Raw genomic sequence first — 13023 nt, forward strand, 5'->3', positions numbered from 1 at the left:
ACCTGTGGGAGCTGGCTTGCCAGCGATGAGGCCCGTCCGGCCGATAAAGATCTAAGCCGGATTACTCCTGGGCTACCGCATTCTTGGCCAGAATCGCATTGGCCAATTCCATGTCACTGGCCTGCAGCCCCGGATTATCAGCGCGAACCTTGGTCATGGCCGCTTCCAGGTACGGCCCGCGAATCGTGCCCTCGCTGGCCACGAAGCTGCTCGCATCATCCTGCGCAGCTACCATCAGCTTGTCATCCTTGACGGTCAGGTAGGTCGATGCGGTGGTGGCGCCGGTGGAGAGAAGATCTTTCCAGAAATCGTCGGCCATGGCAGAACCCAGGGGCAAGGAAATCAGCGCAAGGGTCGCGACAACTGATTTGAAACGCATTTGGAGCTCCAACTACAGGTATTTGGACGCTTTGATCCGGAAACCCGAGCGGGAGTTCAATCAGCGCACCAGGACTTTGTTTCATTTGCTGGCGTAACGCGCAGCACTTCTTCAAGCGTGGTCAGGCCGGCCGCGACTTTCTGTGCCCCGGCTAGCCTCAGGCTGCGCATGCCTTCCTTGAAGGCCTGGCGCTTGAGCGCGAGCAGGTCGGTGTCGGCGTTGATGAAGCCCTTGAGGCTGTCACTCAATTGCAGGATTTCATAGACCCCGGCCCGGCCCCGATAACCCGTATCACGGCACTCCAGGCAGCCGACTGCCCGCTGCGCGGCAATGGGTGGTTCGACTTGCCAGGGCTGGGTCAGCGCTTGCCAGTCCTCGCTGGCCACGTCCTGTGCTGTCTTGCAATGCGGGCAAAGGGTACGCACCAGGCGTTGCGCCATGACCCCGAGTACGGTCGCCTTGATCAGGTAGTGCGGTACGCCAAGTTCGAGCAGGCGGGTGACGGCACTGGGTGCATCGTTGGTGTGCAGGGTCGAGAGTACCAGGTGCCCGGTCAGGGCGGCCTGGATCGCCATCTCGGCAGTTTCCAGGTCACGAATCTCGCCGACCATGATGATGTCCGGGTCCTGGCGCATCAGCGCACGCAAGCCGCTGGCGAACGTCAGGTCGATGTTGTGCTGGACCTGCATTTGATTGAAGGCCGGTTCGATCATCTCGATGGGGTCTTCGATGGTGCACAGGTTGACCTGCGGGGTCGCCAGCTTTTTCAGGGTGGTATAGAGCGTGGTGGTTTTGCCCGAACCGGTGGGGCCGGTGACCAGGATGATGCCATTGGGCTGTGCTGTCATGTCCTGCCAGCGGCGCAGGTCGTCGCTGGAGAATCCGAGTGAATCGAAGTCCTGAAGCAGCACTTGCGGGTCGAAGATCCGCATGACCATTTTTTCGCCGAACGCCGTAGGTAGCGTCGACAGGCGCAATTCGACCTCGCTGCCATTGGGGGCTTTGGTCTTGACTCGACCATCCTGGGGTTTGCGTTTCTCAGCAACATTCATCCGCCCGAGGCTTTTCAGGCGACTGACGATCGCCAGGACCACTTGTGGGGGGAACTGGTAGACATTGTGCAGCACGCCGTCGATGCGAAAGCGCACGTTACCTTGCTCGCGGCGTGGTTCGATGTGGATATCGCTGGCACGCTGCTGGAAAGCGTACTGGAACAGCCAGTCGACGATGTTGACGATGTGCGCGTCATTGGCGTCGGGCTCCTGATCGCTGGCGCCCAGATTGAGCAGCTGTTCGAAGTTGCCCATGTTGTTGGTTTTTTGATCAGTGCTGCTGGCGCCGCTGACTGACTTGGCCAGGCGAAAGAACTCGATGGTGAAACGCTGTATCTCGGCCGGGTTGGCGATGACGCGTTTGATCGGCAGCTTCAGCACATGCGCCAGATCCACTTCCCAACTGCTGACATAGGGCTGTGCGCTGGCCACCGTTACCGCCTCGCGGTCAACGGCCACGGCCAGGATTTTGTGACGCTGGGCGAAGGCATAGGACATCAACGGCGTGACTGCCGCGACATCGATGCTCAGTGGGTCGATGCGCAAATAGGGCTGGCCGGCCTGCCGGGCAAGCCAGCGGGTCAGGCATTCCAGGTCCAGGGGCTTGCCGGGCCGGCTGAGGTCATCGAGTTGCTGGCTGGCGATGAATTCCAGCGGGTGCAGTTGATTGTTGTGTACATGACGACGATTGGTCAGCGCCTGTTCGGCAGCGTCCTGGCCGATGAGTCCCTGGACAACCAGCTCGCGCAGCAGATCATTGAGATCCAGCCAGCGGTCCCGGGAAGTGGATACGACAGACATGCGGGCTCCTTCGAACAACTATCACAACGAGCGAGCCGGGCAAGGCGTGCCGGACCCGAAAGAGCAAGAGTAGACCCGAGGTTGCCCCATGAGTTGCCGCGGGGCAGGGCAAAAGTTACAGCGGGTTTCGCTATCGGTTCAGCCAACCGCGTGCATGGGTTCGCGCTCTGCAAGTTCGAGTGTCACTTCACAGACATTGATGAGGTTGCGCATTTTTTGCGCGATGACCTCCGCCCGGTGCCAGCTCAGGTCGCCGAGTTCGATGTCGATCAACAACTGACCGTCCTCTTGCAGCACGATGATTTTGTGCGGAGTCAGGTATTGCATGGCGAACAGGTTGAGCACGCAACAGAGGCTGCTCGCTTCGGCTTCAGCCACAAGGCGGTAACGGACTTGGCTATGGGGATTGCCGTGAGCCCAGGCATCGGCGCGCAGAGGAGTGACGGTCATGGGATAGCTCCAGATTCAATGGAGAAAATTTTTGCATGCCGGTCGGGGTATTTCTTATCTATGATTGAGTCTTGTAGGACTTATTTGAATTGATCAAGTCGTAAACCAAGAAACTTCAGGAATTATTATGCGCACTGAGCTGGACGCCTACGACCGACGCATTCTCGCATTGCTGCAGGAAGATGCTTCGCTTTCCAGTGCGCAGATTGCCGAGCAGGTGGGGTTATCCCAGTCGCCCTGTTGGCGGCGCATTCAACGCTTGAAAGAGGAGGGGGTGATTCGCGGTCAGGTCACCTTGCTCGACCGCAAGAAGATCGGCCTGAACACGCAGATTTTCGCCGAGGTGAAACTCAACGCCCACGGCCGCTCCAACTTCACCGAATTCACTGAAGCGATTCGAGGTTTTCCTGAAGTGCTGGAGTGCTATGTGTTGATGGGGGCGGTGGACTTTCTGTTGCGGATTGTCACCCCGGACATCGAGGCCTACGAACGGTTTTTCTTCGAGAAGCTGTCGATGGTCCCGGGGATTCAGGAGGTCAACTCGATAGTGGCCTTGTCCGAGATCAAGTCCACCACGAGTCTGCCGGTACTGGGTTGAGCCTTACTTGCGCAGCAAGTGCTTCCAGCCACGGCTCTGGAACACAATCATGGCCTGATGGGTACGATCCTGCAGAACAGTTTCGCCAAGCGGCAGGTTGGCCAGTTGCTGCAGCTTGTTCAGTTCGCCGTAGAGGCGGTCCATGTCTGGCAACTCCAGCACCTGGCGGGCATGGTGCAGCCAGGACTGGATGCGTTCGATGCGCGGCAGCTGTTCGGCCAGGTCTTCGGGCTGCTGCTGGTAGCGCGGCAGTTGCAGCGCGGCAGCTTCCTCGGCAAGGAAGTGCCCCAGCCAGTTGCTCAGCTGCGCGGCGCCCTGGCGATTGCCACGGGTGTTGCGGTCAGCGGTCCAGGAGCGCGCCAGTAACCAGCGAGAGGTATTGAGCGAGAACTGGCCCCAACGGGTATCGAGCAGCTCTTCGGCGAATTGCTCAGGCGCCGCCTTGCGCACGTCTTCGTCGTCGTGGCCGGCCAGGACCAGCGGACGCCAGTCTTCGAGCAAGGCGTCGAGGTTGGCGCGCAGATCATGAGTAGTGGTGCGCGGAGCCACCTGACCGAGGCTGCCGACCAGGCCGCGCAGTTCGATCAGGCATTCGAGCCAGTCTTCCAGCAGGCGCCAGTGACCGTTGAAACGGTACTGTTCGGCCAGCCGCTGGCTGCTCGCCAGCAGGTGCCAGGCCAGGGCGGCAAAGGCATCGTCGACTGGCATTTGCGCGGTTATTTCGGGAGCTGGCAGGCTCAGCGAATAGCTGCCGGCATCGAACAGGCGATAACCGCGCTCGGCCTTGCTGATGTCACAAGGCATCAGTGGCAGGGTTTCGGCAAGCTCTGCAGCCAGTTCCAGCAGGGCGGCAGGGTCGCCTTCGCGCAGTTCCAGCTCCAGCTCGCAGATTTCTTCGGACTGCTTGCCGACCAGGACATTGCCCAGGTCCAGCGCAGCTTCGATGACCACCTTGGCCTTGCCGCGCCCCCAGGCGATTTCGGCGTATTCACGGACGAAGTCGGTGGTGAACATCGGTTTGATGGTTTTCTTGTCCAGTTCAGCCAGCTCTGTCGGCCAGCATTCGCCATCGAGCTTTTTCAGATCGAGCTTGGCCTTGGGCAAGTGCCACTCGTGCTCGGTGCGCTCGGACAGGCCGGCAACGCTCTGGCCACGGGTCTTGAGGGTCTGGATGATGACCTCGCCATCGCGGCGCAGGCGCAGTGCGACCTTGGCCGCCGCCAGATCGCGCTCGGGCGTGTCAAAATATTGATTGAACAATTCACGGCGTTCCCAGCCACTTTTGTTGCGCTTCTTCAGCAGCGGGTGTTCGCGCAGGGCAGCCAGGGTTTCACGGCTGACGCGCAATTTGATTTCGGTTTCTTTCTGCATGGCTGGAGAATCCAAGCTCTGATGACGGGGAGCGTCTGAGAGGTATGACTATTAGGTCGTGCAGTGTACAGGACTCACGCCCCAGCGGTTTATTCTCGGTGCCCGATGGCTCTATGATGAGTTTCGTATCAGGAGAACGTCCATGCCGTTGCCGTCAATGAAAGACCAGTTCGCTGCCCTGATCGCGGCACCCTCGGTCAGTTGCACCCAACCGAGCCTGGATCAATCGAACCGCCAGGTGATTGACCTGTTGGCTACCTGGCTGGGAGACCTTGGCTTCGCCTGCGACATCCAGCAAGTTTCACCCGGCAAATTCAACCTGCTGGCAACGTTCGGCAGTGGCCCCGGTGGCCTGGTGCTGGCTGGCCACAGCGACACCGTGCCCTTCGACGCAGCCTTGTGGCAGACCGATCCGCTCAAGCTAACGGAAGTCGATGGTCGATGGGTTGGGCTGGGCAGTTGCGACATGAAGGGCTTCTTCGCTTTGGTCATCGAAGCGGTGCAACCGTTGCTGGCCCAAACGTTCAAGCAGCCGTTGCTGATCCTGGCCACCTGCGATGAGGAAAGCTCCATGTCCGGTGCCAAGGCCTTGGCCGCGGCCGGACGGCCGCTGGGGCGTGCAGCCGTGATCGGCGAGCCGACCGGGTTGAAGCCGATCCGCTTGCACAAGGGCGTGATGATGGAGCGCATCGACATTCTCGGTCGCAGCGGCCACTCCTCGGATCCGAGCCTTGGCCACAGTGCGCTGGAGGCCATGTACGGCGCCATTGGTCAACTGATGGAGTTGCGCGGTCAGTGGCAACAGCAATACCGCAACCCGCAGTTCAGCGTACCGCACCCCACGTTGAACTTTGGCTGTATCCACGGGGGTGACAACCCCAACCGGATTTGCGGCCAATGCTCGCTGGAATTCGACCTGCGTCCCTTGCCGGGCATGGACCCGCAGGTGCTGCGTGCGGCAATCCGGCAAAAGCTCGAACCGCTGGCCGAACTGCATCAGGTGCAAATCGATTATGCGCCTCTGTTCGCTGAAGTCCCGCCTTTCGAACAAGCTGCGGACGCCGAGCTGGTCCGAGTGGCCGAACGTCTGACCGGCCATCGCGCCGAAGCGGTGGCGTTTGGTACCGAAGCGCCTTATCTTCAGCGTCTGGGTTGCGAAACCCTGGTCCTGGGCCCTGGCGACATTGCCTGTGCCCACCAGCCAGGTGAATACCTGGAAATGTCACGCTTGCAGCCTACGGTGCGTCTACTGCGTGAACTGATCGAATATTACTGTCTGACACAGGTTGAGGCTCGCTGAGCCTGACCGTTCAATACAAGGAGATGCCCGCGTGACGCCAAGCCTGTTCCGACGATAACCCTTAACGAGCGCTGTGTGTTTTCACGTTTTGTCCATTTTTTACAGGCTCCCAAGGTTATGCCCGAATACGTCAATTGGCTCCGTCACGCTTCGCCTTATATCAACGCCCACCGTGATTGCACCTTCGTCGTCATGCTGCCGGGGGATGGGGTCGAGCACCCCAACTTCGGCAACATCGTCCATGACCTGGTGCTGCTGCACAGCCTGGGCGTGCGCCTGGTGCTGGTCCATGGATCGCGGCCTCAGATCGAAAGCCGCCTGGCGGCTCGAGGCCTGACCCCGCACTACCATCGCGGCCTGCGCATTACCGACGCCGCGACCCTGGAGTGCGTGATCGACGCGGTCGGTCACCTGCGCATCGCCATCGAAGCGCGCCTGTCCATGGACATGGCGTCCTCGCCAATGCAGGGTTCACGCTTGCGGGTCGCTGCCGGCAACCTGGTCACTGCACGACCGATCGGGGTGCTCGAGGGCATCGACTATCACCACACCGGTGAAGTGCGCCGGGTCGATTGCAAGGGCATCAATCGCCTGCTCGACGAGCGCTCGATCGTGTTGTTGTCACCCTTGGGTTATTCGCCAACCGGGGAAGTTTTCAACATTGCCTGCGAAGACGTGGCCACTCGTGCCGCCATCGAACTGGGGGCCGACAAGTTGCTGCTGTTCGGCGCCGATCCCGGGTTGCTGGACGAAAACGGCAAGCTGGTGCGTGAGCTGCGGCCGCAGCAAGTGCCCGCGCATATTCTGCGGTTGGGCAGCGACTATCAGGGCGAACTGCTCGATGCGGCAGCCGAAGCCGTTCGCGGTGGGGTGGCTCGCAGCCACATCGTCAGCTACGCCGAAGACGGTGCGCTGCTCACCGAGCTGTTCACTCGTGATGGTGGCGGTACGCTGGTGGCCCAGGAACAGTTCGAGAAGGTGCGTGAGGCCGGTATCGAGGATGTCGGTGGCCTGCTGGACTTGATCAGCCCGCTGGAAGAGCAGGGCATTCTGGTGCGTCGTTCGCGAGAAGTGCTCGAACGTGAGATCGAGCAATTCAGTGTGGTCGAGCGTGAAGGGATGATCATCGCCTGCGCGGCGTTGTACCCGATAGCCGACTCACAGGCCGGCGAGCTTGCGTGCCTGGCGGTCAATCCGGAGTATCGCCATGGCGGGCGCGGGGACGAGCTGCTCGAGCGTATTGAAACACGAGCGCGGGAGATGGGTCTCAATACTCTGTTCGTGCTGACTACCCGTACTGCTCACTGGTTCCGTGAGCGGGGCTTTATCCCCAGTGGTGTGGAGCGCCTGCCGGCGGCGCGGGCATCGTTGTACAACTATCAGCGTAATTCGAAGATCTTCGAGAAGGCACTCTGAGCACTACCATCGGCCTCTCGTTCCCACGCTCTGCGTGGGAACGCCTCTGCTGACGCTCCGCGTCGTGACGCTGGAGCGTCAGTCACTGCATTCCTTTGCTGCGCGTGGGAACGAGAGCACGGCTAGTTACTAATCGCCAGAATGCTCGCCTGATAAGCCCCGACAAACACATCGAAATCACCGACTTCGTTCTGCTCCAGCTCAGCCTGCTGAGCCAGGGAAGTGCGCGCCAGCTCCTCGAATTTCGCCTGCTCTTCGACGCTCAGCGCCTCGCTGCGGAAGTACTCGGCATGGGCCTCGCTCTGGCGCATGGAGAACTGGGTGAAGCTTTCCTTGCGCTCGGCCATGCTCGCCAGCACCTGCGCCGATGGCGTGAGCGATGGGTCGCTGACCTTGGCCTGCTGAGCCGCCAGCGCCTTGCTGTGCTCTTCGCCACCATGGCTGCGATCCAGCAGTTCGGCCAGCGGTGCGATTTTTTCCAGCAGTTCGCTGGCCCATTGCTTGAGCTCGATAGGGTGACCGTGGCGCTGCAGTTGCAGGCCAGGGCGGCGACCTTCCTTGACCACGCTGAGGAAGTTCGAGGTGCAGTTACCGCACTCCAGGCTCCCCAGCAGAGGACTTTGCTCCAGGGCGCAGTACAACAGGAAGGCGTCCAGGAAACGGGCTTCGGTCAGGTCGATACCCAGCGGCAGGAAGGGGTTGATGTCGAGGCAGCGGACTTCGACGTACTGCACGCCCCGCGCCATCAGTGCCTGGATTGGGCGCTCGCCGCTGTAGGTCACGCGTTTGGGGCGGATGTTGGAGTAGTACTCGTTCTCGATCTGCAGGATGTTGGTATTGAGCTGGACCCACTCACCGTCCTTGTGCGTGCCGATTTCGACATAGGCCGGGTACGGCGTGGCCACGGCCCGGCGCAGGCTGTCGGTATAGCTGTTCAGATCGTTGTAGCAAGGGGTCAACCCGGACTGGGCACTGCTCTGATAACCCAGGTCACTCATGCGCAGGCTGGTGGCATACGGCAGGTACAGGGTCTCGGCATCCAGTTGTTCCAGCTGGTGCGGACGCCCGCGCAAGAAGCCCGCATCCAGCGTCGGCGAGGCACCGAACAGGTACATCAATAGCCAGCTGTAGCGGCGGAAGTTGCGAATCAGGGCGATGTAGGCCGCGGACTGGTAGTCGCGGTCGCTGCTATCGACCCCATCGATTTGCTTGAGCAATGGCCAGAGCTTTTCCGGCAGGGAAAAGTTGTAATGAATACCGGCAATGCACTGCATGGTGCGGCCGTAACGTAGCGCCAGGCCTTTGCGGTAGACGTACTTGAGCTGGCCGATATTCGAAGTGCCGTAATAGGCGATCGGAATGTCTTCCTCGGCCGGCAGGGCACAGGGCATCGACGGGCTCCACAAGTACTCGTTGCCCAGCTTGCTGTAGGCAAAACGATGGATCTTGTCGAGACTTTGCAATGTTTGTGCAGGATCTGGCAAAGCCGGGGTAATGAACTCCAGCAGCGACTCCGAATAGTCGGTAGTGATCTGTTCGTTGGTCAGCGCCGAGCCCAGGGCTTCAGGGTGCGGAGTTTGCGCCAACCGGCCTTCACCGGTAACGCGCAGGCATTCACGCTCAATGCCGTGCAGGCATTGCTCGAGCAGAGAGAGGTTGTCACGCTCGCCCAGCAGGGTCAGGCGGCGGTTGAGAAGTTCGCTCAAGATGGATTCCTTCACGCGTCAGTCGCCCCAATATGGGGGTAGATTTGACGGTCTACAAGGGTGAAGAAAATAACTGGCGTTGTCGCCTGGTTTCAGTCGTTCTTACCGAGTCATTTCGTTGGGTATTTCGGCATCGCACTGGCAATGCCGAAATTACCGCAGATCGGTTTTTCCAGCTATAGAGCGGCGAAGGTTGCCTGGGCTTTTGCGATCAATTTGTCGCCCTGAAGCACTTCAGCGTCGACAACCAGTGTGCGCCGCCCGTTATGCAGGACCTTGGCGACGCACAGCACCTCACCTTCGCTGACCGCTCGCAGGTAATTGATCTTGCATTCGAGCGTGACGCTTTGCTGGTCGAAACCATGGGCGCTGGAGCAGGCCAGGCCCATGGCAGTATCAACCAGGCTGAACATTGCCCCACCGTGCAGCTTGCCGGCCCGGTTGCGCAGTTGCGGAGCCAGCGTCAGGGTGACTTCTGCAACGCCTTTGTCCAGGCGTTGCAGGCGACAGCCCAATAGCTCGCTGAAGGCGCTCGGGACGAACTCCGGCGGGATGTCCATCAGCGCTTTTTCAACTGCTTGGCGTTGGCGAACAGCGACGCCATGGCGTTATTGGTCGGGGCGGGCGTCTCCTTGGCACGTGCCGGTGCGTTTTGCTGACGTGGCGCCGCGCCAGGGCGCGCACCACGGGCGCCGTCGACTTTCTCGCCCGGAGTATCGCTCATGCGCATCGACAGGCCCACGCGCTTGCGCGGGATATCGACTTCCATGACCTTGACCTTGACCACGTCGCCGGCTTTTACCGCTTCGCGTGGATCCTTGATGAACTTCTCCGACAGCGCGGAGATGTGCACCAGACCGTCCTGATGGACGCCGATATCGACGAAAGCGCCGAAATTGGTCACGTTGGTCACCACACCCTCGAGGATCATCCCCAATTGCAGGTCCTTCAAGTCCTCGACGCCTTCCTGGAATTCGGCGGTCTTGAATTCCGGACGCGGGTCGCGGCCAGGTTTGTCCAGCTCTTGCAGAATGTCGGTGACGGTCGGCAGGCCGAAGGTTTCGTCGGTGAATTTTTTCGGGTCCAGGCGCTTGAGAAAGCCACTGTCGCCAATCAACGAGCGAATATCGCGCTCGGTTTCGGCGGCGATGCGCTGTACCAGCGGGTAGGCTTCAGGGTGCACGGCGGAGGCGTCCAGCGGATTGTCGCCGTTCATCACGCGCAAGAAGCCCGCAGCTTGCTCGAAGGTCTTTTCGCCCAGGCGGCTGACCTTCTTCAAGGCTGCACGGGTCTTGAAGGCGCCATTGGCGTCACGATGCGCAACGATATTCTGGGCCAGGGTGGCGTTCAGCCCCGAAATCCGTGCCAGCAGGGCCACCGATGCGGTGTTCACGTCAACACCGACAGCGTTCACGCAATCCTCGACCACGGCGTCAAGGCCGCGCGCCAGCTTCAGCTGGGAGACGTCGTGCTGGTACTGGCCGACGCCGATGGACTTCGGATCGATCTTCACCAATTCGGCCAATGGATCCTGCAAGCGCCGCGCGATCGATACCGCGCCGCGAATCGAAACGTCCAGATCCGGGAACTCCTTGGCCGCCAGTTCCGACGCCGAGTACACCGATGCGCCAGCTTCGGAAACCATGACCTTGGTCATTTTCAGGGCTGGGTATTTTTTGATCAGTTCGGCTGCCAGCTTGTCGGTTTCGCGGCTGGCGGTACCGTTGCCGATGGCAATCAGGTCGACCGAGTGCTTGGCGCACAGGGCCGCCAGCACGGCGATGGTCTGATCCCACTGGTTCTTCGGTACATGTGGGTAGACGGTGGCGGTATCGAGCAGCTTGCCGGTGGCATCGACCACAGCCACTTTGCAGCCGGTGCGCAGGCCCGGGTCCAGGCCCAGTGTGGCACGCGGGCCGGCCGGTGCAGCCAGCAGCAGGTCGTGCAGGTTGTGGGCGAATACATTGATCGCCTCGGTCTCGGCGTTGTCGCGCAGCTCACCGAACAGGTCGGTTTCCAGGTGGGTGTAAAGCTTGACCTTCCAGGTCCAGCGCACCACTTCACCCAACCACTTGTCGGCCGGACGGTTCTGGTTTTTCAGGCCGAAGTGCTCGCCGATCATCATTTCGCACGGGTGCAGCGTGCCGGGCAGTTCTTCACCGACCTTCAGAGAGGCGCTGAGAATGCCTTCGTTGCGGCCGCGGAAAATAGCCAGGGCGCGGTGCGACGGCATGCTCTTGAGCGGTTCGTCGTGTTCGAAGTAGTCACGGAACTTGGCGCCTTCCTCTTCCTTGCCGGCGATGACGCGGGCGCTGAGCGTGGCTTCCTGCTTGAGGAAACCGCGCAGCTTGTCGAGCAGGTTCGCATCTTCGGCAAAGCGCTCCATGAGGATGTACTTGGCACCCTCCAGGGCCGCCTTGACGTCGGCAACGCCTTTTTCGGCATCGACGAAGCGTGCCGCTTCTGTTTCCGGAGTCATCTGTGGATCGCCCAGCAGGCCGTCGGCCAGTTCGCCCAAGCCGGCTTCCAGGGCAATCTGGCCCTTGGTGCGACGCTTTTGCTTGTACGGCAAGTACAAGTCTTCGAGGCGGGTCTTGGTATCGGCAAGTTTGATTTCGCGGGCCAGTTCCGGGGTCAGCTTGCCCTGTTCCTCGATGCTGGCCAGGATGCTGGCGCGCCGTTCGTCGAGTTCGCGCAGGTAGCGCAGGCGCTCTTCGAGATGCCGCAGTTGGGTGTCATCAAGGCTGCCGGTCACTTCCTTCCGGTAGCGAGCAATAAAGGGCACTGTGGAGCCTTCATCAAGGAGGGCCACGGCCGCTTCGACCTGTTGGGGGCGGACACCGAGTTCCTCGGCGATGCGGCTGTTGATGCTGTCCATAAGACCACCTGGCAAATAGTGAATGCAGAGCCGCCGGCCTGGGCTGGCGAACAATCCCCATCAGGCGCTGCCTGACGTAAAAGCGCCGCATTATACCCAGCGTTTCCGGCTTGCGGTGATGGCATGGTGCCTATCCCGGTTCAGCTAAACTGGCACAGCAGGAAAAATCTGCTAACAATGCACACGGCACGTCAGTCGGCAGCTAAGCCATAATGTGCGCCGTGATTAAAGGAGCAAGCCATGAGCAGCACTGCACAAACAGCCGAAGGCGAAAAAATTCTCATCGTCGATGACGACCCAGGCTTGAGCAGCCTGCTTGAGCGTTTTTTCGTCAGCAAGGGCTACCGTGCGCGAGCAGTTCCCAATGCCGAGCAGATGGACCGCCTGCTGGCCCGGGAAGTTTTTCACCTGGTGGTTCTTGACCTGATGCTGCCGGGCGAGGATGGGCTTACGGCCTGTCGCCGGCTGCGCGCAGCGAACAACCAGATACCGATCATCATGCTGACGGCCAAGGGCGACGAGTTGAGCCGGATCAAGGGCCTGGAACTGGGCGCCGACGATTATCTGGCCAAACCGTTCAACCCCGACGAGCTGATGGCTCGGGTCAAGGCGGTGTTGCGTCGTCAGTCCGCGCCGGTACCCGGTGCGCCAGGCAGCGAAGACGAGACTGTCACCTTTGGCGACTACGAGTTGTCCCTGGCAACCCGCGAGCTCAAGCGCGGCGATGAAGTTCACATGCTCACCACGGGCGAGTTCGCCGTGCTCAAGGCGCTGGTGATGCATGCCCGCGAGCCTCTGACTCGCGACAAGCTGATGAACCTGGCCCGTGGCCGCGAATGGGATGCCCTGGAGCGCTCCATCGACGTGCAGATCTCTCGACTGCGCCGCATGATCGAGCCAGACCCGTCCAAGCCACGTTATATCCAGACTGTCTGGGGCGTGGGTTATGTGTTCGTGCCGGATGGCAACGCCGGCAAGTGATAGTCGGTTTGTAGGAGCGAGTTCCCCCGGAGCAGGGCAGCCGTTTGGTTGGTCCTGCTTTGTTGTCACTCGATATCCGCAATGTTTGCGA

Annotated in this window: 11 protein-coding genes; 4 read left to right on the forward strand and 7 right to left on the reverse strand. The window is 60.7% G+C overall.

Annotated elements, in window-relative coordinates:
* Positions 1-61 precede the first annotated feature (61 nt).
* The 3 genes from F2S13_RS12390 to F2S13_RS12400 all read right to left on the reverse strand — a co-directional run bounded on the left by F2S13_RS12390 (position 62) and on the right by F2S13_RS12400 (position 2682).
* Positions 62-379 carry a DUF2388 domain-containing protein gene (locus F2S13_RS12390; RefSeq protein ID WP_166361090.1) on the reverse strand — a complete coding sequence of 106 codons (318 nt, stop codon included), beginning with the start codon at positions 377-379 and terminating at the stop codon, positions 62-64.
* 56 nt (positions 380-435) lie between these two features.
* Positions 436-2232: a type IV pilus assembly ATPase TfpB gene (gene tfpB, locus F2S13_RS12395; protein ID WP_166361092.1), complete on the reverse strand. Its 1797-nt coding sequence runs from the start codon at positions 2230-2232 to the stop codon at positions 436-438.
* 138 nt (positions 2233-2370) lie between these two features.
* Positions 2371-2682, reverse strand: coding sequence for a hypothetical protein (locus tag F2S13_RS12400; protein WP_166361094.1), 312 nt, complete (start codon positions 2680-2682; stop codon positions 2371-2373).
* 127 nt (positions 2683-2809) lie between these two features.
* On the opposite strand from F2S13_RS12400, the gene F2S13_RS12405 reads away from it, so the two are divergent.
* Complete coding sequence (locus tag F2S13_RS12405; protein ID WP_166361096.1) at positions 2810-3280, forward strand: Lrp/AsnC family transcriptional regulator; 471 nt, start codon at positions 2810-2812, stop codon at positions 3278-3280.
* A gap of 3 nt (positions 3281-3283) precedes the next feature.
* Here F2S13_RS12405 and F2S13_RS12410 read toward each other — a convergent pair whose 3' ends face one another.
* Positions 3284-4651, reverse strand: coding sequence for a CYTH domain-containing protein (locus F2S13_RS12410; RefSeq protein WP_166361098.1), 1368 nt, complete (start codon positions 4649-4651; stop codon positions 3284-3286).
* Positions 4652-4793: 142 nt separating this feature from the next.
* Here F2S13_RS12410 and argE point away from each other — a divergent pair, with 142 nt between their 5' ends.
* Together argE and argA are read left to right on the forward strand one after the other, a co-directional pair.
* The gene (gene argE / locus F2S13_RS12415; protein WP_166361100.1) at positions 4794-5951 is read left to right on the forward strand and encodes an acetylornithine deacetylase; all 1158 of its coding nucleotides are present in this window, start codon (positions 4794-4796) and stop codon (positions 5949-5951) included.
* Positions 5952-6068: 117 nt separating this feature from the next.
* Positions 6069-7367: an amino-acid N-acetyltransferase gene (gene argA, locus F2S13_RS12420; protein ID WP_166361102.1), complete on the forward strand. Its 1299-nt coding sequence runs from the start codon at positions 6069-6071 to the stop codon at positions 7365-7367.
* Between the two features lie 122 nt (positions 7368-7489).
* Here the strand turns inward: argA and gshA are convergent, their stop codons facing one another.
* The 3 genes from gshA to F2S13_RS12435 form a co-directional block, all read right to left on the reverse strand.
* Positions 7490-9073, reverse strand: coding sequence for a glutamate--cysteine ligase (gshA, locus tag F2S13_RS12425; RefSeq protein ID WP_166361104.1), 1584 nt, complete (start codon positions 9071-9073; stop codon positions 7490-7492).
* Positions 9074-9249: 176 nt separating this feature from the next.
* Positions 9250-9633, reverse strand: a complete 384-nt coding sequence (locus F2S13_RS12430; RefSeq protein WP_166361106.1) for a PaaI family thioesterase — start codon at positions 9631-9633, stop codon at positions 9250-9252.
* Positions 9633-11951, reverse strand: coding sequence for a Tex family protein (locus F2S13_RS12435; protein WP_166361108.1), 2319 nt, complete (start codon positions 11949-11951; stop codon positions 9633-9635). Before F2S13_RS12435 ends, F2S13_RS12430 begins: the two co-directional genes overlap by 1 nt.
* Positions 11952-12191: 240 nt before the next feature.
* On the opposite strand from F2S13_RS12435, the gene ompR reads away from it, so the two are divergent.
* The gene (ompR, locus tag F2S13_RS12440; protein ID WP_166361110.1) at positions 12192-12932 is read left to right on the forward strand and encodes an osmolarity response regulator transcription factor OmpR; all 741 of its coding nucleotides are present in this window, start codon (positions 12192-12194) and stop codon (positions 12930-12932) included.
* Positions 12933-13023 lie beyond the last annotated feature (91 nt).

Origin of the sequence: Pseudomonas akapageensis (genome assembly GCF_011355085.1) — a bacterium.
Lineage (GTDB): Bacteria > Pseudomonadota > Gammaproteobacteria > Pseudomonadales > Pseudomonadaceae > Aquipseudomonas > Aquipseudomonas akapageensis.